Source organism: Martelella sp. FOR1707 (assembly GCF_053484265.1).
The window spans coordinates 46834-73043 of the sequence record NZ_JBAKFP010000004.1; the positions used below are offsets into that span (position 1 = coordinate 46834).

Here is a 26210-nt window from a genome sequence, read left to right on the forward strand (position 1 = left end):
GTCAATGACCATCAAATTTACCGAAGAACATGAATGGCTGAAGATCGAGGGCGATGTCGCCACCGTGGGCATCACCGCCCACGCCGCCGAACAGCTCGGCGACCTCGTCTTCGTCGAACTGCCCGAGGTGGGCGCGACCTTCTCCAGGAATGACGACGCGGCAACGGTCGAATCGGTCAAGGCCGCATCGGATGTCTTTTGTCCGCTCGATGGCGAGATCACCGAGGTCAACCAGGCGATCGTCGACAATCCGGAGCTCGTCAACTCCGCGCCGATGGGCGATGGCTGGTTCTTCAAACTGAAGCTCGCCAACACTTCCGATGCCGATGCGCTGATGGACGAAGCGGCCTACAAGGAGTTCATCGCCTGATGACGACGCCTTCGGAATTCCAGTTCACCGACTACCAGCCCTACGACTTCGCCAACCGCCGCCATATCGGCCCCTCGCCTTCCGAAATGGAGGCGATGCTGAAGGTGATCGGCTATGACAGTCTCGACGCGCTGATCGACGACACCGTCCCCGCCGCGATCCGCCAGCAGGAACCGCTGGCCTGGGGCCCCGCCATGACCGAGCGCGAGGCGCTCGACAAGCTGCGCGAAACTGCCAACAAGAACAAGCCGCTCGTCTCGATGATCGGCCAGGGCTATAACGCCACCATCACGCCACCGGTGATCCAGCGCAACATTCTGGAAAACCCGGCCTGGTACACGGCTTACACGCCCTATCAGCCGGAAATCTCGCAGGGCCGGCTGGAGGCGCTGCTGAACTTCCAGACGATGATGGCCGACCTCACCGGCCTCGACATCGCCAACGCCTCGCTGCTCGACGAGGCGACCGCAGCCGCCGAAGCTATGGCGATGGCGAACCGCGTGGCGAAATCCAAGGCGACCGCCTTCTTCGTCGACGAAAACTGCCATCCGCAGACCATTGCCCTGATCAAGACCCGCGCCGAACCGCTCGGCTGGGAGATCGTCGTCGGCAATCCCTTCGAGGACCTGAAACCCGACACCGTGTTCGGCGCGATCTTCCAGTATCCCGGCACCTATGGCCATGTGAGCGACTTCACCGGCGTGATCGCCGATCTGCATGAGGCCAAGGCGATTGCCACCATCGCCGCCGATCCGCTGGCGCTGACGCTTTTGAAATCGCCGGGCGAGATGGATGCCGATATAGCCATCGGCTCGTCGCAGCGCTTCGGCGTGCCGCTTGGCTATGGCGGCCCGCATGCGGCCTATATGGCGGTCAAGGATGCCTACAAGCGCTCCATGCCCGGCCGCCTCGTCGGCGTCTCCGTCGATAGCCGCGGCAACCGCGCCTATCGTCTGGCGCTGCAGACCCGCGAACAGCATATCCGCCGCGAAAAGGCGACGTCGAACATCTGCACCGCGCAGGTGCTGCTCGCCGTCATGGCCTCGATGTACGGCGTGTTCCACGGCCCGGACGGACTGAAGGCGATTGCCCAGCAGGTGCACCGCAAGGGCGTGCTCTTGGCCAAGGGCCTCGAGGCGCTCGGCTTCACGGTGGAGCCCGAGACCTTCTTCGACACCGTCACGGTCGAGGTCGGCGCGTTCCAGAGCCTGATCATGAAAAACGCTGTCGAAAACGGCATCAATCTGAGGAAGGTCGGCGACACCAAGCTTGGCATTTCCGTCAACGAGCGCACGCGGCCGGCCCATGTCGAAGCCGTCTGGGATGCCTTTGGCGGCAAGTTCTCGATTTCCGAGTTCGAAGCCGATTATCGCCTGCCGCAAAACCTTTTGCGGACAAGCCCTTACATGACGCATCCGATCTTCCACATGAACCGCGCCGAAAGCGAAATGACCCGCTATATGCGCCGCCTCGCAGACCGCGATCTGGCGCTCGACCGGGCGATGATCCCGCTCGGTTCGTGCACGATGAAGCTCAACGCCACGGTCGAGATGCTGCCGATCACCTGGCCGGAATTCGCCGACATCCACCCCTTCGCGCCGGAAAGCCAGACGGCCGGCTACCGCGAGATGATCGCCGACCTGTCCGAAAAACTCTGCCAGATCACCGGCTACGACGCCTTCTCCATGCAGCCGAATTCGGGCGCGCAGGGCGAATATGCCGGGCTTCTAACCATCCGCCGCTATCACCGGGCGAATGGCGAGGGCCACCGCAACATCTGCCTGATCCCGACCTCCGCGCACGGCACCAACCCGGCCTCTGCCCAGCTTGCGGGCATGAAGGTCGTGCCGGTGAAATCACGAGACAATGGCGATATCGACCTCGACGATTTCCGCGCCAAGGCCGAGCAGTATTCCGCCGAGCTTGCAGCCTGCATGATCACCTACCCCTCGACGCATGGCGTGTTCGAGGCGACGGTATCGGAAGTCTGCGACATCACCCACGAACATGGCGGCCAGGTCTATCTCGACGGCGCCAACATGAACGCGATGGTGGGCCTGTCGCGGCCGGGCGATATCGGCTCGGATGTCAGCCACCTGAACCTGCACAAGACCTTCTGCATACCGCACGGCGGCGGCGGACCGGGCATGGGGCCGATCGGCGTCAAGGCGCATCTGGCGCCGCATCTGCCCGGCAATCCCGCGACGGATGCGGAAGGCGGCGCGGTCTCGGCCGCCCCGTTCGGCTCACCCTCGATCCTGCCGATCTCCTGGAGCTACTGCCTGATGATGGGCGGCGAAGGGCTTACGCAGGCAACCCGCGTGGCGATCCTCAACGCCAACTACATCGCCGCCCGGCTGAAGGGTTCCTACGCGGTGCTCTACAAGTCGGACAAGGGCCGCGTCGCGCATGAATGCATCATCGACACGCGCCCGCTGAAGGATAGCGCCGACGTCTCCGTCGACGATATCGCCAAGCGCCTGATCGACTGCGGCTTCCATGCGCCGACGATGAGCTTCCCCGTCCCCGGCACGCTGATGATCGAGCCGACGGAATCGGAGACCAAGGCCGAGCTGGATCGTTTCTGCGACGCCCTGATCGCGATCCGCGCCGAGATCATCGAGATCGAGGAAGGACGCGCCGACCGCGACGACAACCCGCTGAAGAACGCCCCGCACACGGTGGAAGATCTCGTCGGCGAATGGACCCACCCCTATTCCCGCGAACAAGCCTGCTTCCCCCCCGGCGCCTTCCGCGTCGACAAATACTGGCCCCCGGTCAACCGCGTGGACAATGTCTATGGGGATCGGAACCTGGTCTGCGCCTGCCCGCCGATGAGCGAGTATGCGGAGGCGGCGGAGTAAGAGAGAAAAATCCTCTATTGAGATATAGCCGACCCGAAAGTCGGCTTAATTTCCCGATTGGTTTCAATTACAAATCGACCAAATCCGAAAAACTCACCACAAACGCGTATTGGCTAGTTCGTCTCTTTTTTCGTTTACCAGAACTTCTAGCCCCTTTAACGAATCTAAGAGCTCGGCATGTTCATTTGCCGCAGAATAAGTCACAACTTTCAAATTGTAATTTCTTAGGAGGAGATCACGATAATCTTCAGAAATCCGTCCTGAAAGCAAAACATAATGCGGAGGAGAAAAGGAAAATGACCGTGTATATTGCTCAAGAACAAGGTTTAGATCCGGATCATTCATACTACACCCTAAAAAAACAAATGTATTTGTAAGAAATAAAGCGTCTAAAGCCCTATAAAACGCTGCATTTCTATGTCGGGCGTCAGCGTACTCCTCTCTTGTAAAAATAAGCTTGTCCGGCGTGTCAATACAGCCATGAACCTTAAGTATCAGACGCTGATCTTCGTTTCCTCGCAAAGCTCTAGGTATATCGTCATCAAAAAATTTCTTGATCTTTAGAAAGCCATTTGTTTTGTTAACTGCATAGTCATCGTATATTTTATCAAAATTAGGTGTGGCGACGATCGCCGAGTCTAACTTTAAGATGGCTGTGTGTATCTCTGCTGGCTGAAAATTGGGATGCCGAAACACCTCCTCCAAAAAGGGAACCCACTCAACCCCCATTCTATTTTTCAGTATCTGGCAGCACCCTAGAAAATCCCCCTTTTTCAACATCCCGCGCATTTCTTTGGTCGAACCTGTGCACTTATCTATCCCAAGTTGCAACGCGCTCTGCCAAGACGGGGGACGCTGACCATCGGCGCTTCTAGAATTTTGAGAAATACCTGCGCCTAAGAAAAGCACGGATCGCCTACGAGCAATAGAAGCTATAAGTTCTTTAGGCCAATCAATCATCTATGATTCCCAGCAAATCTAAGAATCTCTCACAGATCTCGAAATAGAGCTCTTTCGTCTCTGCAACTTTAAGAAAATGTGCGCCGACAACCCCATCGGACGACTTAAGTGAAAATATTGGCTTTCTAGATACTTGAGACATAGGAATCAAGCTATGCAGATTGGGAATAGAACCTATGCTATAATCAAACTCTGGATCTCCGAGTTCTAAAGTATTAGATATACTCTTAGAGATAGCTTCCGGTATTGTCTTCATTATCTTTTCATAGGCCCTTACAGCTCTTCTTTCGCCGGTAAGGGAGTTTCGTTTGGCTTGGTATTGCTGATTTACATAGCCAATCAGCTTCAATCTAAATTCAAGATCCTTCACCTCGATTTCCGACAAATCATCTATAGAAGACAGTTGTAAATCTAAACGCTTTTTCCACTCACGAATCCACGTAGAAATATTTTCTGTGGCACGGACACTAAATATGTCATTAGACAATGGGAGGATGAAATAGTCACATCCGATAAGAACCGATCTGTTTATCGATCCCAAGGAAGGCCCCATATCGAAGAAAACGAAATCATAATCGTTGCAATGCTGTAAAAGTTCTCGAAACAAAAAGGTAGTTCTTAGGCCGCGCACACCAGATGTTACCCAATCTCCGGCAAGCGTGTCTTCAATCAAAGCAAGCCTTGGATCCCCTAACAAGACATCTACACCGAAGTTTTTTGATTCTCGGAACAACTTTTCTTCGGAAAAACCTTTTCCTTGAGACAAGGGGCGTGCCATAGAATATATAGTGTAGACAGACTTTTCATCATAAATTTTATCGATGAGTTTATCATCAAACATATATTGAGTAGCATTCGCTTGAGGATCAGCATCTACCAAAAGCATTTTTTTGTTTTGTGACTCTGCCATCGCTGCAGCTAAGTTGCAAACTAGGGTGGTTTTCCCTACACCACCTTTGTTGGTAAAAAACGCGACTGACTTCATTCCAAATTCCTCAAATTATTTATGACTGAGCGTAGCATGAGGATTGAACGACAGAAATACCAATTCGCTCATAGAAACCCCTTTTATAGAACTGAGCAGGCACATCACACTCACCACGCGAACTTACTTTATCGTGAGTTCTATTCTTCGAATTTACACAAATCCCCCAGCCGAAGCTGGTCCCAAAGAGACTGTGGGCTGGGAGGTTCTTGGTAGGCGGGGCGCCAGCGGTTTACTGAGTGTCCGCCGGCCCGCCTCATGGCACCAAAAACTCAAACGGCGTAGCCTCTTTCATCAGCCCCGCAACATCACCGGCCGGTAGCGCCGGATCGTTCAGCCCCAGCGTCTTCGCCGGAGCCCCCTCGGAGAGGTCGAAATCCGCCAGATCGACCCAGAACACCGACGGGTTGATGACGGAGTCGAAATAGTAGCGGCGGTGGTCGTGTTCGGCGACGGTGCGCCAGAGGGTGGAGGCAATGTTGGGTTTTTCGGGGTCGGACATGCCGAGCGGGGTCGAGATCGCGCGCACCTGCGAGAACACGGAGGCGAGTGCGGCACGGCGGTCCTTCAGCGGCGTTGCGGATTTCAGGTTGTAGCTGGCGCGGGCGAAGCGGTCGGCGGCGTTCACCGTTCCGGGCAGAAAGCTCTTGCCGCCGACGAGGTTCCAGTAGCCGTTGATCGCAAGCTGCTGGTCATAGGTCGGCGAATTGGTCATCACCTTGTAGTCGCGGCCGTGATGGATGGTGAGCTTGCCGCCCACGAATTCGAAGATCGCGCTGTCGCCGGAGGCATCGGAAAGCGCCAGATGCACGGTCGCCGGCGCGCCGTTCGGCGCCTCGCCGGTGATCACCGTCAGCGGGTCATCGGCCATGGCCTCGGCCGCTTCCGCGACGGTCGCGAAATTGTCGAGCATGTATTGCAGCCAGGCGCCGACCGAGATCAGCGGCTTGCCGCGCGCGGCCGGATCGCCATAGGACGATTCCACCAGATAGAGCATGTTGCCGGCAAGGCCCGCCTCGTTCATGCCGTCGGAAGTGGCGAGGTTATAGATCGCGACGATCACCGAGCCGTATTTCGAGGTCCATGTAGCGGACCCCTCGCCCACCCCGCCATCGCGGGGAAGCCCGCGCGGGAACACCCAAAGATCGGACTGCATGGTCACATCGCGCCAGTCCATCGAGCGGCCGGTGATATAGGTTGAGGTTCCGGTCTCGTAGAAAATCCGCGTGCACATGGTCAGTCCTCCGTCGCACCTGTTATCGTTGGCGAAGGCTAACCCGGCGGCGGGCGGCGGACAATCGAAAATTGCGTCAGAACCGGCTCCGCGCCGCCACGAATTTGGCGAGGATCGGCCCCAGCGCCATGACGAAGAAGAACCGCGCGATCTGCATCGACATCACGAAGGCGACGTCGACATCGGTGGAGGCGGAGATGACCGCGATCGAATCCGCCCCGCCGGGGCTGGTCGCGAGATAGGCCGACAGCGGATCGATGTCCGTGAGCCAGACGAGGAGCGCCGCAAGCAGCCCGCAGATCGCGACCAGCGCGACGATCGAGGCGATGACGCGCGGCATGGCGCGGCCGGCATCGACGATGACGGCGCGGTCGAACCGCGCGCCGATGCCCCAGCCGAGCGTGGCATAGGCGATGGCGAGCAGGATCTGCGGCAGCTCGATCTCGATCATGCCCGTGACGTTCAACACCGAGCCGGCGATCACCGTCGACAGCATCGGCCCGGCCGGAAGCTTCAGCCACCGGCCGAAGAACACGCCGACAAGGATGAGGGCGAGCGTCTGGCCAAGCGGCCCCCATTCCGGCTCTGCGAACCAATAGACCGGCACGGCCGTCTCCGCCGCGCCCCCGGTATAGAACCGCGCGAATGTTGCGGCGACGATGGTGACGATCACGACCCGGGTATACTGCATGAAGGCGACGAGCCGCATGTCGGCCCCGAACGAGGCGGACATCAGCGTCATCACGCTCGCCGCACCCGGAAACGCGCCCCAGATCGCGGTGGTGCCGGGCAGCACCTGATAGCGCGCCAGCATCCAGCCAATCGCGATGCTGGCGAACACCACGGAGAGCACGCCGGCAACGAAGATCATCCAGTCGGCGGCGATCTCCTGCAGCACCGGCCATGTCATGGTCTGCGCGATCAGGCAGCCGAGCACGCCCTGCGCCAGGTTGAACGGCAGGCGCGGCATGGTGATCCGCCGCCCGGAAAAGACGATCGCGATCGCCGCCAGCATGGGGCCGAGCAGCAGCGAGGCCGGCAGCGCCACGAATTGCATCAGAACTACGAGAAGGACGGAGAGCGCCAGAAGCGGGAGCCAGACGCGTAGAAGCTGTCTTTTGCCGCCGCCTGCGGCGGATGCCGGTTCTTCCTGTTCTTCTGCGGAATTCATCTTGCGGACAATCCTGTAACGCGGATCGCCCGCACAGGCGGACGCCCTCACCCGCCGGCATGGGCCGGCCAACCGGCTCCACGCGCTATCCCGTCAGCCGGGAATCGGCTTGCCCGCTTCTATATCCGCTAGCGCGGGAGGCATGCAATCGCGTCACCGCGGGCAGTTCTGCCGGCGCATCGCGATATCGAGCGCGTTCACCCGGCCCTTGGCATAGGCGATCGCGGTTTCCTGGTTCTTGATGTTCTGCTCCTCGGACATGCTGCCGAGGCTTGCGCCGAACATGCGCACATCGCCGACGATCTCGCTGTCCTGCTCCTGCGCGAGGTCCTTCAGCTTCGCGTTCTCGTCCTCGTATTGGGTCAGCAGCGTCTCGCAGCTCGCGCCGGCGAATTCCTCGGGGGAGACCGGGATCGCGCCGATCGAATCGGCGCGCTGGGTGCAGGCGGCAAGCGTGGCTGCAAGGGCGATGACGGTGAGAGCAGAGCGCATGGACGTGACCTTTGCGAAAGAGAGGGGCGACAGCGTATCAACGCCGCCGCATGAGGCAGGTTCCGCACCATAGCGGATAAATCCCCTCAGTCGTCATCGAATTTCACGGCGCTGCGGCCATTCGTGAGTTCGCGCACAAGGTCCGCGAGCGCCATGGCCTCCGCCTCGGGCACGCGCAGATGAAAATTGGCGCCGGTTTCGGTGAAATCGCGGTTGGCGATCACGAGGCCCTCGACATCCTGAAGCCTTGCCTCGAGCAGCGCCAGATCGGAGAATGCGACCGGCAGCGTGCCCGTCGCCATCGCCACGATCGGCAGCTTTTCGGCCAGCCGCAGACATTCCGCGGCGCTGCCGCCATAGGCCCGCGCCAACCCGCCCGTGCCGAGCTTCACGCCGCCGAACCAGCGCGATACGACCACGGCGACGCAATCGATCTCCTGGCCCTCGATCGCCTGAAGGATCGGCTTTCCGGCCGTCCCGCCGGGCTCGCCATCGTCGGAAAAGCGATAATCCGCGCCGATGCGCCAGGCCCAGCAATTGTGGGTGGCATCGGCAAAGCTGTTTTCTGCGATGAAGGCCTTCGCCGCCGCCTCGTCTTCCACCGGGGCGGCGATCGTGGCAAAGCGGCTTTTCTTGATCTCCCGCTCCGATGTCGCGGGACCTTTGAGCTTGAACATGACGTGACCCTTCCGCGCCTTTCAAACGGCACGGCAAGGGCGAAGTCAAGCCGGGCGGCTGGTGAGCTTCAGGGTGGCGAAAGAGGCGACAAGCCCGGTCAGGCCGGTGGCGAACGCGCCCCAGGCCATATCGACGAAAACCACGGTCCACGACCAGCCGACAAGGGTTGCCATGTTGGTGAGATCATAGGTGCCATAGGCCATCAGCCCGAAAACCGCGCCGTTCATGAGCCCCTTCAGCGCCGATCCGGCCCTCACGCCCGGCAGAACGGCGAAATAGAAGATGCCGATCAGGTACATGAAATAGAAGCTCAGGCCCGCCGTCCAATTGGGCGACGGCAGCAGCAGCGGCCCGATCTCGGATTGGTAGAACGGGAAGGCGATCGTACCGAGCCATATGAAATCCAGCAGGGAAAAGCAGATGGCCGTGGCCACGAAAGCAGTCAGTGCGCGTTTCATGGGGTCACCTCAGATATCCAGCAGCGGTTGCAACACGCGCATGAAACGGCTCTGGAATTTCAGCGGCGCATCGGTGACGGCAAGGCAAATGCATTCGGACTCGGGCCCGACCACCGGCTGGTGGAGCGTATCCTCGTCCTCCTCCTCGAAATCGCCGGGTCCGAAGACCTGCCCTTCCGAGGTGAAGCTGCCGTGCAGCACCAGCGTCAGTTCGCGGCCGCCATGGCTGTGCTCGGGCAGCGGCTTTCCGGCATCAACCCGCAGCAGGCGAACCTGGATGCCCTTGTCCTCGGTCTCCAGTAGCGCCTGATGGGCATAGAGCCCCAGCCGCCGCCACGGCACGTCGTCAAACGTCGCGCCGACATAGGAGCGCAGCGGCTCGGGTATCACGGCTGTCTTCGGCGCGGGTTTCACCCGCTCGGCCCTGGACTGGATCTCCGTCGCCTGCAACCGCGCCTGAAGCGCCGCCCACGAGGCGTCTTCGGACGTCGCGGCCTTTTCCGGCGCTGCCTGTTCCAACAGCGCGCCGCCGGCGGCCTCCATCATTCGAAGCTTGGCGCGACAATGCGGGCAAAGCGCCAGATGGGTTGCAACTGCAAGCGACCAGCTTTCTTCAAGGCTGCCACTTGCGTACTCAAGCAGAAGCGCGTCGCTGATATGGTGATGAATGGTGCCTGTCTTCATTGATTTTCCCCAAGCGCGGCTCGTAGCCTGGAAAATGCTGCTCTTATTCGTGATTTGACCGTGCCCAGCGGAAGGTCCAGGCGTTCGGCGATGATGCTGTGGGAGACTTCCTCGAAAAACGACATGCGCAGAAGCTCGGCCTGTTCCTCCGGCAGGCCGGAGAGCGCTGCGCGCATCCGCGCGGCGTTCTCGTCCTGCTCGAACTGCACATCCGGCGCCTCCGGTCCGTCCGGCACCAGGGCCGGGTCCTCCGGGTCGAATTCCGGTCGCCGCGCCTTCCTGAGACTGTCGACCCTGACGTTTCGCGCGACGGTGAAGATCCATGCAGAGGCATTGCCGCGGGCGGGATCGAACAGTTCCGCCTTGCGCCAGACCATCATCATGGTCTCCTGCATCAGTTCCTCGGCCAGCGCCGGGTCCGATGCGCGCTTCATCATGTAGCTGCGGATGCGCGGGCCGAAATGGCGGAACAGGCGTTCATAGGCCTCCATGTCCCGCGACCGTCCGACGCTGACCAGGCAGTGCGACATTTCCTCAACCGATAGTTCGGGCAAACTCCTCACCTTCCCGGTGCGCATCCGTTTTCGCATGGCGCGGCCTGCCGCCCCTTTTCGGGGCGCCGCAGGGATCGGACCGGTGACCGGCATGGGGCGAGCGCTTTCAAGCATACCGGCTATTACGGCCGCGATTTCCGTCCGGATTGCAGGTTCCGATAAATTTTGCGCCTTTTCAATCCATCACGCGGGTGGTCGCGTAATTCATGGTGAACAACAAGGCGGAAACAACAAGATGCACCACCCCCAGGAAAACGCTTACAGAAAGCTTCGCGCCGACCGGAAGGTCGCGGTCATCGGATCCGGCATTTCCGGGCTTTCCGCTGCCTGGCTGTTGAGCCGGTCATGCCATGTCACGCTGTTCGAGGCTGACGCACGGCCGGGCGGACATTCGAATACCGCCGATGTCGTTGAGGGCGATCGCACGATCCCGGTCGATACCGGCTTTATTGTCTATAACGAGCGCAACTATCCGAATCTGACGGCGATGTTCTCCTCTCTCGGCGTCGAGACCGAGGCCTCCGAGATGTCGTTTTCGGCGTCGCTTGATAACGGCGCGTTCGAATATGGCGGCAGCAATATCGCGACGCTTCTGGCGCAGAAATCGAACATTCTGCGCTTCAGCTTCTGGCGCATGGTCTATGATATCTTCCGCTTCTACCGCCATGCGCCTTCGGCGGCCAGATCGGAAGCCGACCAGGACCTGACCCTTGGCGACTATCTCGATGCGCGCGGCTATTCCAGGCGGTTCGTGCGCGACCATATCCTGCCCATGGGCGCTGCGATCTGGTCGACGACGCCGGAGCAGATGCGAGCCTATCCGCTCGCCGCCTTCACTCGGTTCTTTGAAAGCCATGGTCTTTTGACGCTGGTGGACCGTCCGCAATGGCGCACCGTCACGGGCGGCAGCCGCTCCTATGTCACCCGCATGCTGGATCAGATCAGCGGGCCGGTGCGGCTCAACACGCCGGTGGAACGCATCATCCGGGAAGAAGGCGGCGTCAGGCTGCTTGCCGGCGGCGCGGAGGAGCGATTCGATGCCGTGGTCGTCGCAACCCATGGCGACCAGGCGCTGAAACTGCTCGACAATCCCGCAGAGGAAGAGCGCAGCCTGCTTTCCGCCTTCCGCTACACCACCAACGAAGCTTGGCTCCACAGCGACGAACGACTGATGCCGGCCCATCGCAAGGTCTGGTCAAGCTGGAACTATATCGAGCGACGGGATGGCGGTTCGCCGAACCTTTGCGTCACCTACTGGATGAACCGGCTGCAGAACATCGACGAGCGCGTCCCGCTGTTCGTCACGCTCAATCCGTGCGAGGAGATCCAGCCTGAACTTGTGCATCAGCGCTTTACCTACATGCATCCGCTGTTCGACAAGGCGGCGATCGATGCGCAGCGCGATCTCTGGCGCATTCAGGGCAAGGGCAATGTCTGGTATTGCGGCGCGCATTTCGGCAGCGGATTTCACGAGGACGGGCTGCAATCCGGTCTCGCCGCCGCCGAAGCGATCGCCGGCGTCAGACGCCCCTGGAACGTCGAGGACGAATCCGGCAGGATATTCCTGGAACCGCAGCGCGTGGCCGCCGAATGAATTTTCGTTCCGCAATCTTCAGGGGCAAGGTCGTCCACCGGCGTCACCGGCCGAAGAAACATGCGCTTGATTACCGGGTCTTTTCGCTGCTGATCGATCTGGATGAACTGCCCGCCCTCGGGAAAAAGCTGAAACTCTTCGCCCATAACGGCTTCTCGCTTTTCAGCGTCCACGATCGCGATCACGGCGCGCTTTGCGGAGGCGACCTCAAGGACTGGGCGCTGGGAGAACTGGAAAAGACCGGCCGCAGCGCCGCGCGCGTCGAGATGCTCTGCTATCCACGCATTCTCGGCTACGTCTTCAATCCGCTCACCGTCTATTTCTGTTACCGGGAGGATGACCGTCTGACGGCCATCCTCTACGAGGTCTGCAACACGTTCAAGGAACGCTTCACCTACATCATTCCGGTGGATGACGAGGCCCGGCCCGTTCGCCAGACGGCGGACAAGCAGCTCTATGTCTCCCCCTTTATTCCAATGGAATGCAGCTATCATTTCACCATCCAGCCGCCGGACGACAAGGTGAAGATCGCCATCAACGAAACGGATGCGGATGGGCCCTTGCTCTATGCCTCTTTTGACGGCCATCGCATGGCGCTTGGGGACCGCGCTCTGGCGCGGGCATTTTTTTCCTATCCGCTGATGACCATCAAGATTATTGCCGGTATTCACTACGAGGCATTGAGGTTGATATTGAAAGGCATGCCGGTGTTCAGACACCGGCCTGCGGCCCACCGCGTTCAAAGCGCGGTTACGGGCGGTGCGACAGGGGACACGAATTATCATGAGCGAGAAGCCTGAACATCACAGTCATCGCGGTCTCAAGCTTTGGCAGCGGCTGATCGCCGGCATGGCCGATCGTATCACTGCGGGCTCTCTGACGCTCACCTTCCCCAACGGCCGGGTCTATCGGGCGGAAGGGTCGAGCGCCGGGCCCGAGGCCGCCATCCGGCTGAAGAATTCCCGGCCCTTGCTGGAGCTCCTCAAGGATGGCGATCTCGGTTTTGCCCGCGCCTATATCGATGGCCACTGGGATACGCCGGACCTTGCCGCCGTGCTCGACCTCGCAATGGCGAATGAAGACGAGCTCTCGAGCGCGCTTTCCTCATCCTTCCTGTTCCGTCGTCTCAGCATCATCCGGCATAAGCTGCGGCGCAACAGCAAGTCCGGCAGCCGCCGCAACATTGCCTTCCACTACGATCTCGGCAACGCCTTCTACAAGCTCTGGCTGGATGAAACGATGACCTATTCGAGCGCGCTCTACGAAGACCGCGATCGCTCGCTGTCGGAGGCCCAGACCGCGAAATACGACCGGATCATCGCACGGCTGCAGATCGGACCGGAAGACCGGGTCTTGGAGATCGGCTGCGGCTGGGGCGGGTTTGCCGAGCATGCCGCTGCCCGCACCGGCTGTCATGTCACTGGCCTTACGCTTTCAAAGGAGCAGGCGAAATTTGCCCGCGAGCGGCTTGCCGCCAGCGGTCTTTCCGACAGGACCGATATCCGGCTTGAAGACTATCGCGATTGCAAGGGCACGTTCGACAAGATCGTCTCGATCGAGATGTTCGAGGCCGTCGGCGAGGAAAACTGGCCGGTGTTCTTCAAGACCGTCAACGAGCGCCTGACGCCCGGCGGCACGGCGGTGATCCAGTCGATCGCGATCGAGCATCACCGTCTGGATGATTATCGCCGCAACCCCGATTTCATCCAGGCCTATATTTTCCCGGGCGGCATGCTGCCCTCGATCGAGACCTTCAAAAAAGGCGCCGGCAGCGCCGGGCTCGCGGTCAAGGACCTGTTCTCTTTCGGCAAGGATTACGCGCGCACGCTGCTCGAATGGGAGCGCCGGTTTCTGGCCGAATGGGATTCGATCCGTCCCCTCGGCTTCGACGACCGGTTTCAGCGGATGTGGCGCTATTACCTCAATTACTGCGCGACAGGCTTTGATTCCGGCCGGCTCGACGTGGCGCAGTTCCACCTGATCAAGCCGGCGGTGTGACGGTCGCTCCGCGGCTTTTGAAGAAGCGCAGCGCGATGAAGGCGGCGAGCGCCGCCGCGCCGGTCGTGTTGAGATAGTCGAGCGTCCGCATATCGTCCGGCGAGACGGGCCGGATGGGCGCTCCGACCCGCCCGTAAAGCGCGACAAACAGCACGAAAATCAGGCCGATCAATCCGCGTGAAAGCCAGACCTCGCAGGCATGAAACGCCATGCCTGCCAGCATGAGACAGGCAAATAGAAAGATCAGCGTTCCGCTTTCCCCGCCCAGGACAAAGGCGATGAAGATGGTATCGGCGGTTCCGACTGCGACCATACCGAGCCTTGCCGCAAACAAATTGCCGCGGCGCGCGAGCCACCAGACCGCAAGGTAGAAAGGTATAGAAAGCGCCGTGAGGAGAGAGATCTGAAAGGCGCTTTCGGCGAGAAACCAGACATAGAGCGGATAGACCGGCTTGTTGAGGGCCAGAACCAGGGCGACCGACCCGCAGGCCTCCGCCAGCGGATCGCGCGCCTTGGTCATGCGTCAGCCTTTTTCGGGATCGGGAAGAAGGCCCTGACGCGCTTCTTGTAGGCGCGGAAGGCATCCCCTCGGGACGCTTCCATATGCTCTTCCAGATAGGGAATGCCCGAGACGTAGTTGAGCAGCCAGTACATCATGATCGGCGCGAGCAACGAGACGGCGAAGGGGAAGAAGGCCTGAAGACCGGACAGCGCCAGGCACGGCCATGCGCACCACCACAGCCATTCAAAGAAGTAGTTCGGGTGGCGCGAATAGCCCCAAAGTCCGATATCGCAGACCTTCTTGCCCTCCGGCTTTTCCTTCTTGAATTTGGAAAGCTGCCAGTCTGCCGTGCCCTCGCCCGCAATCGCGATGATCGCGATCGCGAGGCCGATGAAATCGAGAATGCCGGGGAATGGCGCGGGGTTGAGGATCGCGGCGTAAATCGAGAGCGCCAGAATGAAGCTCGCGAAAGCCTGGATCATCAGGAACCACCAGAGCCGGAAGCTTGCGGATGAGCCCCACTCCTCGATTAGCGCGGCATAGCGCGGATCATCTTTCTTGCCGGCGCTGCGCGTGGTGATGTGGGTTGCGAGCCGCGCGGCCCATAACCCGACCACCACGCCGGCGAGCCATTTGCGCGCCGGGTTGCCGTCCACGGAGAATACGATCACCGAAAGGCCGGCGAGGCCGGTCAGGACAGACCAGATCGCATCGATCCAGCCGCTGTTGCGCGTTATCCGCTGAACAGCCCAGGCCCCGGTCATGCCGATACAGAGGCCCGCCAGGACCAGGATCAGAAGGGTTATCGACATCATCATCTCCGCGGTAAATGTGCTTTGTGCATTACTACGGAGGATGACGAGGACCGGATTTGATCAGCCCGGAGAAAGTCCGCGCTGGCGTTCGGACCGCCGCCGCATGAATTCGAGGAAGGTCAGCAACACCACGGAGAGCGCCACGAGAATCGAGGCGACGGCCAGGATGGTCGGTGAAATCTGCTCGCGCAGGCCGGTAAACATCTGCCACGGCAGGGTTTTCTGCGAGGCGGAACCGAGGAACAGCACCACCACCACCTCATCGAACGAGGTGATGAAGGCGAACAGCGCGCCGGAGATCACGCCCGGCAGAATCAGCGGCATCTGCACCTTGAAGAAGGTCGTGACCGGATTGGCCCCGAGGCTCGCCGCCGCCCGCTCCAGCGATCGGTCGAAGCCGACAAGGGTGGCGGTCACGGTGATGATCACGAACGGTGTGCCGAGCACCGCGTGGGCGAGCACCACGCCCCAATAGGTTCCCTGCAAGCCGATGCGCGAATAGAAGAAATACATGCCCGCCGCCGAGATGATCAGCGGTACGATCATCGGCGAGATCAGGATCGCCATGATCGCGCCCCGAAACGGCACATGGCTTCGCGCAAGGCCGATCGCGGCGAGCGTGCCGAAACCGGTGGCCAGCAGCGTTGCCGCCGGCGCGATCATCACCGAGTTCCTCAGCGCCTGCTGCCAATCGGGATTGTGGAAGAAATCCTGATAGTGCTTGAACGAGTAGCCCTCGGGATCGAGCGCCAGCATTTTCGGCGTGAAGGTGAAGAAATCCTCGGCGTTGAAGCTCAACGGAATGATCACAAGGATCGGAAAGATCAGGAAGAAGAAGATCAGGCCGCAGATGACGAGGAAGGCATAATGCCAGATTTTCTCGAGCGGCGAATCATAGGGCTGAATGGCCATGGTCCCTCTCCTATCCGAGCTTCACATTGTCGATGCCGACGATCTTGTCGTAGAGCACGAACATGAACATCACGACCACCAGAAGCAGCGTGCCAAGCGCCGCCGCGAGCCCCCAGTTGAGCGAACTGGAAATGTGGTAGGCGATGCGGTTGGAGATGAAGATCCCCGAGGTGCCGCCGACCAGTTCGGGCGTGATGTAGTAGCCGATCGACAGGATGAACACGAGCACCGCGCCGGCGCCGATGCCGGGAACCGACTGCGGGAAATAGATGCGCCAGAACGCAGTCCAGCTCGTGGCGCCAAGGCTGCGGGCGGCACGCACATAGGTCGGCGAAATCGTCTTCATCACCGAATAGAGCGGCAGGATCATGAACGGCAGCAGGATGTGGGTCATGGCGATGATCGTGCCGGTGGCGTTGTTGATCATCACCAGCCGGCCCGCATTGTCGACGATCCCGCTCCACACCAGCAGATCATTGATGACGCCCTGCTGTTGCAACAGCACCTTCCACGCCGATGTGCGCACCAGAAGCGATGTCCAGAACGGCAGCAGCACCAGCACCATCAACAGGTTGGCGCGGCTGAGCGGCAGATGCGACAGCAGATAGGAGATCGGATAGCCGAGCACGAGGCAGGAACAGGTGATGATGATCGACAGCATCAGCGTGCGGCCGAACAGGAATAGATAGATGCGCTCGTTCTCCGGCTTCATGCCGATGCCGTCGGGCCCCATTTCGGCATCGACGGCATTCAGGAAATAGCCCGGCGTGTAGGCCGGCGAGTACATCTTGAGGATCGCCCAGGTATCGAGATTGCCCCAGTCCGCGTCGGATTCGATCAGCTGCGCCTTGATGTCCCCGGAACCGGGCTCGATGTTGCGCACCGTGCGGCCGGCCTTGCGGAACAGGCTGGACATGCCGGCCTGCTCGTAATTGAGGCGCGAGCCGAGACGGGTGTGGATCTTCTTCTCCACCGCGACCGTCAAGTCGTCGTAAAGCGCCACATAGGCCGCCTCGTCCGGTAGTTCGCCGGTTGACGGGTCCCAGTCCTGCAGCGCCGCGGTGGTCTTCGGCAGGGTGTCGGAGACGATATTGTTCTCCACCGAGCGGAACAGCATGTCACCGATCGGTGCGATAAAGGCGACGAGTACAAAGGCAAGCAGAGGCGCTATCAGCAGAAGAGAGCGCATCTTTTCGCGCCTCAAGGCCTTCCGCAGCGCCTGTTTGAGCGGCTTTCCCTCGCTGGTCAGAATTTGTTGCTCAGCCACGCCGGTCGGTTCCCCTGTTTTTATTCGGTCTGGAGCGGATTGCGCAAAAGGGCCGGATCGCCGGTTTGCGCAATCGGCTCCCTGTCCCGGCATGCCGGGACAGGGTTTTCGCGAGCGGGAATGCGCCCGGCCCGGCCGGACGCTCACCAGATATTACTGGGCAAGCCAGGCCTGGAACTTCTGCTCCACGTCGTCCTGGTTGTCGGCCCACCACAGGATGTTGTTGACCAGGTAGTTGCCCATATTGTCCGGGTTGGTCGGCATATGCGGGCCCATCGGAATGCCGAGCTCGGCATGGTCGCCAACGAGCGGCTGCGAGGAAGCGCGGGCCGGACCGTAGGAGATGTACTTCGCCTGGTCTGCAAGGCGCTGGGTGTCGGTGGCGAACATGATGTATTCCTTCACCAGAGCCAGCTTGTCGTCCGGCAGACCGGCGGGAATGACCCAGCCGTCATAGTCGAACACCTGCCAGTCCCACAGCATCTTCACCGGCTGGTCCTGCTCGGCGATCACGCTGAACAGACGGCCGTTATAGGTCGAGCCCATGACGATCTCGCCATCGGCGAGAAGCTGCGGCGTTTCGGCGCCGGCCGACCACCAGATGATGTCGTCCTTGATCGTGTCAAGCTTTGCGAGCGCACGGTCCACGCCTTCGGGCGTCGACAGCACGTCGTAGAGGTCTTCCTTGGCGACGCCGTCGCAGATCAGCGCCCATTCCAGGTTCTTCTTCGGACGCTTTTCAAGCGCGCGCTTGCCCGGGAAGGTTTCGGTGTCGAAGATATCGCAGAGCTCGGTCGGCTCATTGCCGTTCCAGGCGGCGACATCGGTGCGGTAGCCGAAGGTGGTCGAGAACACGATCTGCGGGATGAAGCAGTCATTGATCACGGCGTCGCCGAAATCTTCCACGGCGGGCGTGCCGTCGGGCGCTGCCTTGGTCCACTCGTTGAGGTCGATCTCCATGGCCAGGCCCTCGTCGCAGAGACGCTGGCTGTCCGGGCCTTCGACGTCGACGATGTCCCAGGTGACGTTGCCGGTTTCGGACATGGCGCGCAGCTTGGCGACGGCCTCGTTGGAGGATTCGTCGTTGATGATCGTGACGTCCGGATGCTCGGCCATGAACGGCTGGTGATAGGCGTTGTCCTGCGAGGCCGAATAGGCGCCGCCCCAGGACACGATCGTCAGGTCCTCGGCCAAGGCCGCATTGCCCATCGCCACGGTGGCGGCGGAGGCCAGGATGATAGTACGGAGTTTCATGTCAGTTCCCCTTTTCACAGATTTCACTGGTTACGTTTATCTGAACGGCCGCCCTGGCGGCCGCCACGGTTCACCGCAAGTCAGGCGGCGTAATCGAGGGCCTTGCAGTCGCGGGCGGCAAAACCGACCGTGCGCGTCTGGCCAACCTCGAGATCCCAACGTTCGCCGCGATTCCTGACCTTGACGATGAATTCGTCATTGCCGCACACGTTCATGCGCACGCGGATATGGTCGCCGAGATAGATCAGTTCCTCGACCCGGCCGGTCACCTTGTTTTCCACGCTATCGGCCGCTATCAGCTCCACCCTTTCGGGCCGGAGCGACAGCGTGGTGCGGTCGCCTTCGCTCGCGACATTCACCTTTTCGGCAACCAGCGTGGTGCCGTCCTCGACGCGCACCCTGCATTCATTGCCCTCGATGGAGGTCACGATCCCGTTCAGCGTGTTGTTCTCGCCGATGAACTGGGCGACGAAGGAATTGCCCGGGCTCTCGTAGAGCACGTCGGGCGCCGAAAGCTGCTGGACGATGCCGTCGTTGAACACGGCAACCCGGTCCGACATGGTCAGCGCCTCGGTCTGGTCATGGGTGACGTAGACGAAGGTGACGCCGAGATTGTCGTGGATGTGCTTGATTTCATACTGCATCTGCTCACGCAGCTGCTTGTCGAGCGCGCCGAGCGGCTCGTCCATCAGCACCAGTTCGGGATCGAACACCAGCGCGCGGGCAACGGCGACGCGCTGCTGCTGGCCGCCGGAAAGCTGGCCCGGCCTGCGATTGCCGAACTTGCCGAGCTGGACCATGTCGAGCGCGCGCTTGACCTTCTCTTCCTGCTCGGACTTGCTCATCTTTCGCAGCTGCAGCGGAAAGGCGAGGTTCTCCGCGACAGTCATATGCGGAAACAGCGCATAGTTCTGGAACACCATGCCGATGCCGCGCTTGTGCGGCGGCACGTTGTTGATCGGTCGCTCGTTGAGGTAGATTTCGCCACCGGTCGCGGGCTCGAAGCCGGCGAGCATCATGAGGCAGGTGGTCTTGCCGGACCCGGAGGGTCCCAGCATCGTCAGAAATTCGCCTGGCGGGATATCAAGATTCAGCTTTTTGACGACCAGGCTTTCGCCATCATAGCTTTTTTGAACATTTTCGTACTTAACCGATGCGCCACGGTTATTCGCCATATTTTCCCCATCTGTTTTGCCCATCGCTTTCTCATGCGCGATTTTTAGGCAGGCCGTACCCAATACTGCAATTCACGCGCGTCAAATCAACCTCAAATTTCAGCTCTCGCCGAAGGAACGGTCGATTTTGCCTTGAAGCTCAAGCGAAGCGCCGGGCATTTAAGACTTTGGTATAATGGTTTTGCATAACGTCAAACTGCCGGCGCTCCGCCGTTGAACCGGCGAAATGTCAGCGTCGAGGATAGCGCGGCCCACAGCGCGTCCCGCGCCTGTTTGCGACGCTGGATGACGCTGCCTGCGGCGGCAGGCAGGTGCTAAATCGAATCGAATTCGATCGTCAGACCGTCATAGCCCGGCTCGACATGATCGGGCGTTTCGGCCATCACCGTGTCGTAATCGAGCGGGGTGTGCATGTGAGTCAGCACCGCGCGACTGGCGGCGAAGCTGTCGATCCAGCCGAGCGCCTGTGACAGCGACAAATGGCTCGGGTGGCCGTGATATTGCAGCGCATCAATGATGATCAGGTCGAGGCCCTGAAGCTTTGCGATAGCCTCGGGCGGAAAATCGCTGACATCGGTGCAGTAAGCGACGTCGCCGATCCTGAAGCCGAGCGAAATGATATCGCCATGATGCTGGGGGAAGGCCTGGAATTCGATGGCCCCGCCCGGCCCTTCGATTCTGACGGGCGCATCGAGATCCTCGATCAGGTTCGGCTCGGCGATCGCCGGATAATTGCTGCCCTCGGGGACCCGCAGGCAGTAGGAAAAGCCGTCGAGTATCCGGCCCATGGTCACCGGCTCGGCGTAGACCGGAATGCGACGACGCTGGGCATGAAAAAATCCGCGGATATCATCGATTCCATGTAGATGGTCGGCATGGGCATGGGTGAAAAGCACCGCGTCGATGCGGGTGACGCCTGAGCGAATCATCTGCTCGCGGAAATCCGGGCCGGTATCGATCACCACGGTCGTCACGCCGCCATCCGGCCCGATCTGCTCCACCATCAGCGAGGCGCGGGTGCGCCGGTTCTTCGGATTAGCCGGATCGCAGGCGCCCCAGTCCCCGGTGATCCGGGGTACGCCGGGCGAGGACGAGCAGCCAAGTATGGTAAAACGTCGCCGGTATCCCAAGGGTCACACCCGCGTCATCTTGGAAAAGCAGCGAAACGCGTTTGCGGTGGTGATCGCCGCGATCTCGTCCTCGCTGACGCCCTTCACATCGGCCAGAACCCGGGCGGTGTTGACCACATAGGAAGGCTCATTGCGCTTGCCGCGGAAGGGTGTGGGCGCAAGATAGGGCGCATCGGTTTCCACCAGCAGCCGGTCCATGGGGATATCGGCAGCGATATCCCGGATGTCCTGCGAATTCTTGAAGGTCAGAATGCCGGAAAACGACACATAGCCGCCAAGCGCCACGCCGGTTTCGGCGAGCCCCCTGCCCGACGAAAAGCAATGCAGGATGAACGGAAACGCTCCAGCTTCGCTCTCCTCCGTCAGGATCGCCGCCATGTCGTCGTCCGCGTCACGGCTATGGATCACCAGCGGCAGGCCGGTGCGGCGCGCGGCGTCGATGTGGCGGCGAAGCCCGGTCTTCTGCGCCTCGGCCTTTTCCGGCTCGTAGTGATAGTCGAGCCCGGCTTCCCCGATCGCGACGACCTTGGGGTGCGCCGTATACGCGATCAGGTCTTCCGTGGCGATATCCAGCTCCTCATCGGCATTGGCGGGGTGGGTGCCGACGGAGCAGAACACGTTCTCATATTTTTCAGCAATATCAATAATCTGCTGAAATCTCTTCACGCGGGTTGAGATCGTCACCATCTGCGCGACGCCCGCTCCCTTCGCGCGCGCGACCAGTTCGTCGCGCTCGGCGTCGAAATCCGGGAACTCCAGATGGCAATGGGTATCGATCAGCATGAAATCTCTCTATTCCTCGGGCGCGACATAGCGTGGGAAAACCGGGGCCGGCTTTTCCAGCGGCGCGCCCGGTTTCAGACGGCCCGCCTCTCCCAAATGCGCGAACGAGCGTTCTGTTTCCGGAACGGCCACCAGATCGAGCAATTTCGCCGCCGATTCCGGCATGGCCGGCTGCAGCAGGATTGCGACCTGACGCACGACCTCGGCCGTAACGTAAAGGACGGTCGCCATGCGTTGTGGGTCGGTTTTCTTCAGCGCCCAGGGCTCCTGGCCGGCGAAATAGCGGTCGGCATCGGAGACCACGCCGATGATCGCGGCAAGCGCGCGATGGATCGCGAGCTTGTCCATGTCGGCGCGCACCGTCGCGATCACGCCATCGGCGGTGGCGAGCATGGCCTTGTCCTCGTCGCTCAGCGGGCCGCATTCCGGCACCTGGCCGTCACAGTTCTTGACGATCATCGACAGCGAGCGGCTGGCGAGATTACCGATCCCGTTCGCGAGATCGGAATTGATCCGCGTTCCGATGCCCTCGTCGCTATAGCTGCCGTCCTGGCCGAAGGAGACCTCGCGCAGGAAGAAATAGCGGATCGGATCGAGCCCGAAATGCTCGACCAGATTGAACGGATCGACGACATTGCCGACCGATTTCGACATCTTCTCGCCCTTGTTGAGCAGGAAGCCATGGGCATAGACGCGTTTCGGCAGCGGCAGACCGGCGGACATCAGGAAGGCCGGCCAGTAGACGGCGTGGAAGCGAATGATGTCCTTGCCAATGATGTGAATGCCGGGCCAGAAATCCCAGAGCGCATCGGTTTCATCCGGAAAGCCGAGCGCGGTGATATAATTAGTCAGCGCATCGACCCAGACATACATCACATGATCGGGATTGCCCGGCACGGGGATGCCCCAGTCGAAGGTGGTGCGCGAGATCGACAGGTCCTTCAGGCCCGACTTGACGAAGGAGACGACCTCGTTGCGGCGCTCATTGGGGCCGATGAAATCGGGGTGTGCGTCGTAGTATTCCAGAAGCCTGTCGCCGTAGGCGGAAAGCTTAAAGAAATAGCTCTCCTCCTCGACCCATTCCACCGGCGAGCCGAGCGGCTCGCGGCGCACGCCGTCCACGCCGAGCGTGGTCTCGCCCTCGTCGAAATAGGCCTCCTGCCGGACTGAATACCAGCCTCCATATTTGCCGAGATAGATGTCGCCATTCTCCTCCATGCGCTTCCACAGCGCCTGGACCGAGATGCGATGCCGCTCCTCGGTGGTGCGGATATAGTCGTCATTGGAGCAGTTCAGCCGCGCCAGAAGATCGCGGAACACCGCGGAGTTGCGGGTCGCAAGCTCGATCGGCGCGACGCCTTCCTTTTCGGCGGTCTGCTGCATCTTCTGGCCGTGCTCGTCCGTGCCCGAGAGAAATCGCACATTCCTGCCGTCGAGGCGGGCGAAGCGCGCCAGCACATCAGTTGCGATCATCGTGTAGGCGTGGCCGATATGGGGCGTGCCGTTCGGATAGAAGATCGGCGTCGTGATGTAGAAATTATTGGCCTTGTCGCTCATGTCCGAAACCCGTCCGCTTGACTGCTGCTGCCGACCGCCAAAAAAGCGGCGCCGGCCTCGATCGTTTCGCCGGTCTTAACGCCAGTGCCGCAATGCATCAAGTCAAACCGACCGGCACGCTCCGTTCAATTGACGGCGGCGCGGATCCGGGTGAGCAGGTCGAGCACGAGCTGCTTGCGGTCGAGATTGTAGGCATCGGCCACCGCCACGTCATTGCCGAGCTCGGAGGAGAGCGCTGCCAGCCGCTCGGCCCGCGCGATCTCGCCTGCCCCTGCAGCCTCACGCGCCCGCGCCCGGATATCCTCCTCGACATGGGCGAGCAGGAAGTCGAACACCGTCTCGTTGTCGCGCTTGGCAAGGGTATCGGCGAGCCGGTGCATCAGCGCCCTCGCCTCGGGCTCCGAGCCAGCGAGCGTCTCATGATAGGCCTCGATGATCTCGCCGCCGCCGTAATTCACCAGCTTCAGCGCTTCCGAAACGCTGCCATTGGCGAGCGCCGCAAGCCGCGATGCACCCTCGCCGCCGGCATCGACGCCGAGCGCCGCAAGTGCTTTCAACAGGCCGGCCGGTTCCAGCGGACGCAGGCGCAGCGGCAGGCAGCGTGAGCGGATCGTCGGCAGCAGCCGGCCCGGCGTATGCGAGATCAGCAGGAACATCGCGTGTTTCGGCGGCTCCTCGAGGATTTTCAGAATGGCATTGGCGGCCGAGCGGTTGAGGTCGTCGGCGGCATCGACGATGACGATCCGCCAGTTGCCGGTGCCCGAGGTCTGCGACAGGAAATGCCCCGCCCGGCGCACCTCGTCGACGGTGATGGCGGTGCGCCGCTTGCCCGTCTTCACATCGACCGGGCGTTCCAGGTGGAGCAGATCGTGGGAGGCGCCGGCAATGATCTGGCGCGTCAGCGGCGCTGCGTGATCCGGCGCGATGATATGATCGGGCGCTGTATGGGGCTCGGGGAAATGCAGGACATGGTTTGCAAACCGGAAGGCGAGCGTCGCCTTGCCAATCCCCTCGCCGCCTTCAAGCAGAATCGCGTGATGCCCCTTGCCGGAGCGGTAGGCTGTCGCCAGATAAGCCTCCGCCTCCTCATGGCCGAACAGATTGGGATTGGCCGCAGGATGGATTGCGCCTTCCAGAACCATATCGTCAGCCATCGCCGCGCGCCTCCAGAAGAGATGAGACCGCCTGCCAGACGGCCTCGGCAACCGTCTCCGGCGCGCCATCGGCGCGGATCACCCGGCACCTCTCAGGCTCCATCTCAGCGATCTTCAGGAATGCAGCGCGCCGGGCCTCGTGGATCGCGATATCATCCTTCTCGAACCGGTCGGGCGTTCCGGCAAGCGCCTGTTCGGGCGAACGCGCCTTCACGCGCTGCAATCCCTCAAGGGCATCGAGATCGAAGATGAGCGTGAGATCCGGAATTGTGCCGTCGACCGCGACCCGCTCCACGGTCGAGATGAAATCGGGCGCAAGCCCGCCAGCTGTGCCCTGATACACGCGGGAGGAATCCATGAACCGATCGCACAGCACGATGCTGCCCTCTGCCAGCGCCGGCTTGACGATTTCCTCGACGTGATCGTTGCGGGCCGCGGCAAACAGCAGCACTTCCATGCCGACGCCGAACGGTTCGGCAGCCCCCGAAAGCAGCACGTGGCGCACCGCTTCGGCCCCGGCGGAACCGCCGGGCTCACGGGTGACGACCACCGCGCGGCCAAGGCCGGTGAGGCGTTCGGCAAGAAGGCGTATCTGCGTCGACTTGCCGGCGCCCTCGCCGCCTTCAAAGCTGATAAAAACCCCGCGTTTCAAGCTCTCACATACCTCCGGCCATCGCTTCGTCGTCGTTTAGACGAAATTAGGCCGGGGCAAAAGGCCTGTACGGGCTATCTTTTGAACGGGATCGGAACGGAGTAGCCGGTATTGTCCGCCAGAATGGTCTCGGTCGCGGCACTGGCGTCGCTGGCCGCCACCGGCTTTGCCTCCTCGACCAGGGCAAGCTGCGCGCTCGCTGCTTCTGGCTTCACCGAAGTTGCGGCAAGCTCGACGGGCTTTTCGGTAGTCTCCGTCTTGGCAACCAGAGTCTCGGTCTTGGCCGCCTCGGCAGGAACCGGCGCTTCAGCCTTGGCAAGCTGCACCTCGCCGAAACGTCCCGGATCGACGCCTTCCGGCACTTCTTTCTTCTCGTAGGACGCCATCAGATAGTTCATGTCGTCGGCATTGCGCGAGGCGGGACCGACATAATCGACCTTCACATTGGCAACGCCCGCGCTGGTCACGTCCAGCATCTCGGCGGCCTTCTTGGAAAGGTCGATGATCCGGCCGGAGACGAACGGCCCGCGATCATTGACGCGCACGATGACGGAACTGTCATTGTCGAGATTGGTCACGCGGACATAGCTTGGCAGGGGCAGCGTCTTGTGGGCGGCCGACAGGTGGTTCATGTCGTAGATTTCGCCGCTCGCGGTCTGGCCGCCATTGAATTTAGGCCCATACCATGAGGCGAGCCCGGTCTTGGAATATTTGGTGTCTGACTTCGGCGTGTACCATTTGCCCTTCACCTGATAGGGCTTGCCGATCTTCTGGTAGGAAAGCGCATCCGCTTCGGAAATGCCGCTTTTGGCAGCATCGGCGACTTCCGCCGCGTCATCCTTCATGTCTTTGGATGTATCGCCCGTGGTCGTGCACGAAGCCATCAATGCAGTCATAGCCAGCATTGCCAGCGAGGTGGAAAACCGGATTTCTTTCATGCCAACATTTCTTCCGTCTATGTCGATGT

Annotated in this window: 26 protein-coding genes; 5 read left to right on the plus strand and 21 right to left on the minus strand. The window is 60.8% G+C overall.

Annotated features, from left to right (window positions below):
* Positions 1–4 precede the first annotated feature (4 nt).
* Both gcvH and gcvP read left to right on the plus strand, forming a co-directional pair.
* Entirely contained in the window at positions 5–370 is a 366-nt protein-coding gene (gcvH, locus tag V6765_RS11580) for a glycine cleavage system protein GcvH (RefSeq protein ID WP_448428888.1), read from the plus strand.
* Positions 370–3234, plus strand: a complete 2865-nt coding sequence (gcvP, locus tag V6765_RS11585) for an aminomethyl-transferring glycine dehydrogenase (RefSeq protein WP_448428890.1) — start codon at positions 370–372, stop codon at positions 3232–3234. The genes gcvH and gcvP overlap by 1 nt, the downstream gene beginning before the upstream one ends.
* Before the next feature lie 93 nt (positions 3235–3327).
* On the opposite strand, the gene V6765_RS11590 is transcribed toward gcvP, so the two are convergent.
* The 9 genes from V6765_RS11590 to V6765_RS11630 form a co-directional block, all read right to left on the minus strand.
* Positions 3328–4194, minus strand: a complete 867-nt coding sequence (locus tag V6765_RS11590; protein ID WP_448428892.1) for an SIR2 family NAD-dependent protein deacylase — start codon at positions 4192–4194, stop codon at positions 3328–3330.
* Complete coding sequence (locus V6765_RS11595; RefSeq protein ID WP_448428894.1) at positions 4187–5179, minus strand: ParA family protein; 993 nt, start codon at positions 5177–5179, stop codon at positions 4187–4189. Before V6765_RS11595 ends, V6765_RS11590 begins: the two co-directional genes overlap by 8 nt.
* A 256-nt stretch (positions 5180–5435) precedes the next feature.
* On the minus strand, positions 5436–6413 hold the full coding sequence (locus V6765_RS11600) for a linear amide C-N hydrolase (protein WP_448428896.1): 978 nt from the start codon (positions 6411–6413) through the stop codon (positions 5436–5438).
* A gap of 76 nt (positions 6414–6489) precedes the next feature.
* Positions 6490–7584: an AbrB family transcriptional regulator gene (locus V6765_RS11605; RefSeq protein WP_448428898.1), complete on the minus strand. Its 1095-nt coding sequence runs from the start codon at positions 7582–7584 to the stop codon at positions 6490–6492.
* Between the two features lie 153 nt (positions 7585–7737).
* A complete protein-coding gene (locus V6765_RS11610) occupies positions 7738–8076 on the minus strand; it encodes a hypothetical protein (protein ID WP_448428900.1) in 339 nt (112 codons plus the stop codon).
* Positions 8077–8162: 86 nt separating this feature from the next.
* On the minus strand, positions 8163–8753 hold the full coding sequence (locus tag V6765_RS11615; protein WP_448428902.1) for an IMPACT family protein: 591 nt from the start codon (positions 8751–8753) through the stop codon (positions 8163–8165).
* Between the two features lie 45 nt (positions 8754–8798).
* Positions 8799–9212, minus strand: a complete 414-nt coding sequence (locus V6765_RS11620) for a DUF2177 family protein (protein ID WP_448428904.1) — start codon at positions 9210–9212, stop codon at positions 8799–8801.
* A gap of 9 nt (positions 9213–9221) precedes the next feature.
* Positions 9222–9896: a ChrR family anti-sigma-E factor gene (locus V6765_RS11625; RefSeq protein WP_448428906.1), complete on the minus strand. Its 675-nt coding sequence runs from the start codon at positions 9894–9896 to the stop codon at positions 9222–9224.
* Positions 9893–10387: a sigma-70 family RNA polymerase sigma factor gene (locus V6765_RS11630; protein ID WP_448429851.1), complete on the minus strand. Its 495-nt coding sequence runs from the start codon at positions 10385–10387 to the stop codon at positions 9893–9895. Before V6765_RS11630 ends, V6765_RS11625 begins: the two co-directional genes overlap by 4 nt.
* A gap of 298 nt (positions 10388–10685) precedes the next feature.
* Between V6765_RS11630 and V6765_RS11635 the strand changes: the two genes are divergently transcribed.
* Genes V6765_RS11635 through V6765_RS11645 form a run of 3 tightly spaced genes read left to right on the plus strand, consistent with a single transcriptional unit; the run spans position 10686 to position 14042 of the window.
* Positions 10686–12044, plus strand: coding sequence for an NAD(P)/FAD-dependent oxidoreductase (locus V6765_RS11635; RefSeq protein WP_448428908.1), 1359 nt, complete (start codon positions 10686–10688; stop codon positions 12042–12044).
* Entirely contained in the window at positions 12041–12844 is an 804-nt protein-coding gene (locus tag V6765_RS11640) for a DUF1365 domain-containing protein (protein ID WP_448428910.1), read from the plus strand. Before V6765_RS11635 ends, V6765_RS11640 begins: the two co-directional genes overlap by 4 nt.
* Positions 12828–14042, plus strand: coding sequence for a class I SAM-dependent methyltransferase (locus V6765_RS11645; protein WP_448428912.1), 1215 nt, complete (start codon positions 12828–12830; stop codon positions 14040–14042). The genes V6765_RS11640 and V6765_RS11645 overlap by 17 nt, the downstream gene beginning before the upstream one ends.
* Here the strand turns inward: V6765_RS11645 and V6765_RS11650 are convergent.
* From V6765_RS11650 to V6765_RS11705, 12 genes are all read right to left on the minus strand, one after another.
* Positions 14026–14562: a hypothetical protein gene (locus V6765_RS11650; RefSeq protein ID WP_448428914.1), complete on the minus strand. Its 537-nt coding sequence runs from the start codon at positions 14560–14562 to the stop codon at positions 14026–14028. The genes V6765_RS11645 and V6765_RS11650 overlap by 17 nt on opposite strands.
* On the minus strand, positions 14559–15356 hold the full coding sequence (locus V6765_RS11655; protein ID WP_448428916.1) for a DUF1295 domain-containing protein: 798 nt from the start codon (positions 15354–15356) through the stop codon (positions 14559–14561). The genes V6765_RS11650 and V6765_RS11655 overlap by 4 nt, the downstream gene beginning before the upstream one ends.
* Before the next feature lie 63 nt (positions 15357–15419).
* Positions 15420–16271 carry an ABC transporter permease gene (locus tag V6765_RS11660; RefSeq protein WP_230721938.1) on the minus strand — a complete coding sequence of 284 codons (852 nt, stop codon included), beginning with the start codon at positions 16269–16271 and terminating at the stop codon, positions 15420–15422.
* Between the two features lie 10 nt (positions 16272–16281).
* Positions 16282–17538 (minus strand): ABC transporter permease, encoded by a 1257-nt coding sequence (locus V6765_RS11665; RefSeq protein ID WP_448428918.1) that lies wholly within the window; start codon positions 17536–17538, stop codon positions 16282–16284.
* 153 nt (positions 17539–17691) lie between these two features.
* Positions 17692–18792, minus strand: coding sequence for an extracellular solute-binding protein (locus V6765_RS11670; RefSeq protein WP_448428920.1), 1101 nt, complete (start codon positions 18790–18792; stop codon positions 17692–17694).
* 80 nt (positions 18793–18872) lie between these two features.
* Entirely contained in the window at positions 18873–19967 is a 1095-nt protein-coding gene (locus tag V6765_RS11675) for an ABC transporter ATP-binding protein (RefSeq protein WP_448428922.1), read from the minus strand.
* Between the two features lie 314 nt (positions 19968–20281).
* A complete protein-coding gene (locus V6765_RS11680; RefSeq protein ID WP_448428924.1) occupies positions 20282–21097 on the minus strand; it encodes an MBL fold metallo-hydrolase in 816 nt (271 codons plus the stop codon).
* A 3-nt stretch (positions 21098–21100) separates the two neighbouring features.
* The gene (locus V6765_RS11685; RefSeq protein WP_448428926.1) at positions 21101–21880 is read right to left on the minus strand and encodes a TatD family hydrolase; all 780 of its coding nucleotides are present in this window, start codon (positions 21878–21880) and stop codon (positions 21101–21103) included.
* Positions 21881–21889: 9 nt separating this feature from the next.
* Positions 21890–23437 carry a methionine--tRNA ligase gene (gene metG, locus V6765_RS11690; RefSeq protein WP_448428928.1) on the minus strand — a complete coding sequence of 516 codons (1548 nt, stop codon included), beginning with the start codon at positions 23435–23437 and terminating at the stop codon, positions 21890–21892.
* 125 nt (positions 23438–23562) lie between these two features.
* The gene (locus V6765_RS11695) at positions 23563–24591 is read right to left on the minus strand and encodes a DNA polymerase III subunit delta' (RefSeq protein ID WP_448428930.1); all 1029 of its coding nucleotides are present in this window, start codon (positions 24589–24591) and stop codon (positions 23563–23565) included.
* Positions 24584–25243: a dTMP kinase gene (tmk, locus tag V6765_RS11700; protein WP_448428932.1), complete on the minus strand. Its 660-nt coding sequence runs from the start codon at positions 25241–25243 to the stop codon at positions 24584–24586. Before tmk ends, V6765_RS11695 begins: the two co-directional genes overlap by 8 nt.
* Before the next feature lie 74 nt (positions 25244–25317).
* Positions 25318–26181, minus strand: a complete 864-nt coding sequence (locus tag V6765_RS11705) for a septal ring lytic transglycosylase RlpA family protein (protein ID WP_448428934.1) — start codon at positions 26179–26181, stop codon at positions 25318–25320.
* Positions 26182–26210: the final 29 nt, after the last annotated feature.

Excerpts from the sequence above, each read along its gene's own strand:
- metG (WP_448428928.1), bottom strand. The coding sequence starts at position 23,437 with ATGAGCGACAAGGCCAATAATTTCTACATCACGACGCCGATCTTCTAT.
- V6765_RS11615 (WP_448428902.1), bottom strand. The coding sequence starts at position 8,753 with ATGTTCAAGCTCAAAGGTCCCGCGACATCGGAGCGGGAGATCAAGAAA.
- V6765_RS11640 (WP_448428910.1), top strand. The coding sequence starts at position 12,041 with ATGAATTTTCGTTCCGCAATCTTCAGGGGCAAGGTCGTCCACCGGCGT.
- V6765_RS11605 (WP_448428898.1), bottom strand. The coding sequence starts at position 7,584 with ATGAATTCCGCAGAAGAACAGGAAGAACCGGCATCCGCCGCAGGCGGC.
- V6765_RS11620 (WP_448428904.1), bottom strand. The coding sequence starts at position 9,212 with ATGAAACGCGCACTGACTGCTTTCGTGGCCACGGCCATCTGCTTTTCC.
- gcvP (WP_448428890.1), top strand. The coding sequence starts at position 370 with ATGACGACGCCTTCGGAATTCCAGTTCACCGACTACCAGCCCTACGAC.
- V6765_RS11705 (WP_448428934.1), bottom strand. The coding sequence starts at position 26,181 with ATGAAAGAAATCCGGTTTTCCACCTCGCTGGCAATGCTGGCTATGACT.
- V6765_RS11590 (WP_448428892.1), bottom strand. The coding sequence starts at position 4,194 with ATGATTGATTGGCCTAAAGAACTTATAGCTTCTATTGCTCGTAGGCGA.
- gcvH (WP_448428888.1), top strand. The coding sequence starts at position 5 with ATGACCATCAAATTTACCGAAGAACATGAATGGCTGAAGATCGAGGGC.
- V6765_RS11595 (WP_448428894.1), bottom strand. The coding sequence starts at position 5,179 with ATGAAGTCAGTCGCGTTTTTTACCAACAAAGGTGGTGTAGGGAAAACC.
- V6765_RS11600 (WP_448428896.1), bottom strand. The coding sequence starts at position 6,413 with ATGTGCACGCGGATTTTCTACGAGACCGGAACCTCAACCTATATCACC.
- V6765_RS11695 (WP_448428930.1), bottom strand. The coding sequence starts at position 24,591 with ATGGCTGACGATATGGTTCTGGAAGGCGCAATCCATCCTGCGGCCAAT.
- V6765_RS11645 (WP_448428912.1), top strand. The coding sequence starts at position 12,828 with ATGAGCGAGAAGCCTGAACATCACAGTCATCGCGGTCTCAAGCTTTGG.
- V6765_RS11675 (WP_448428922.1), bottom strand. The coding sequence starts at position 19,967 with ATGGCGAATAACCGTGGCGCATCGGTTAAGTACGAAAATGTTCAAAAA.
- V6765_RS11635 (WP_448428908.1), top strand. The coding sequence starts at position 10,686 with ATGCACCACCCCCAGGAAAACGCTTACAGAAAGCTTCGCGCCGACCGG.
- V6765_RS11685 (WP_448428926.1), bottom strand. The coding sequence starts at position 21,880 with ATGCTGATCGATACCCATTGCCATCTGGAGTTCCCGGATTTCGACGCC.
- V6765_RS11655 (WP_448428916.1), bottom strand. The coding sequence starts at position 15,356 with ATGTCGATAACCCTTCTGATCCTGGTCCTGGCGGGCCTCTGTATCGGC.
- V6765_RS11650 (WP_448428914.1), bottom strand. The coding sequence starts at position 14,562 with ATGACCAAGGCGCGCGATCCGCTGGCGGAGGCCTGCGGGTCGGTCGCC.
- V6765_RS11630 (WP_448429851.1), bottom strand. The coding sequence starts at position 10,387 with ATGGAGGCCTATGAACGCCTGTTCCGCCATTTCGGCCCGCGCATCCGC.
- V6765_RS11660 (WP_230721938.1), bottom strand. The coding sequence starts at position 16,271 with ATGGCCATTCAGCCCTATGATTCGCCGCTCGAGAAAATCTGGCATTAT.
- V6765_RS11625 (WP_448428906.1), bottom strand. The coding sequence starts at position 9,896 with ATGAAGACAGGCACCATTCATCACCATATCAGCGACGCGCTTCTGCTT.
- V6765_RS11670 (WP_448428920.1), bottom strand. The coding sequence starts at position 18,792 with ATGAAACTCCGTACTATCATCCTGGCCTCCGCCGCCACCGTGGCGATG.
- V6765_RS11610 (WP_448428900.1), bottom strand. The coding sequence starts at position 8,076 with ATGCGCTCTGCTCTCACCGTCATCGCCCTTGCAGCCACGCTTGCCGCC.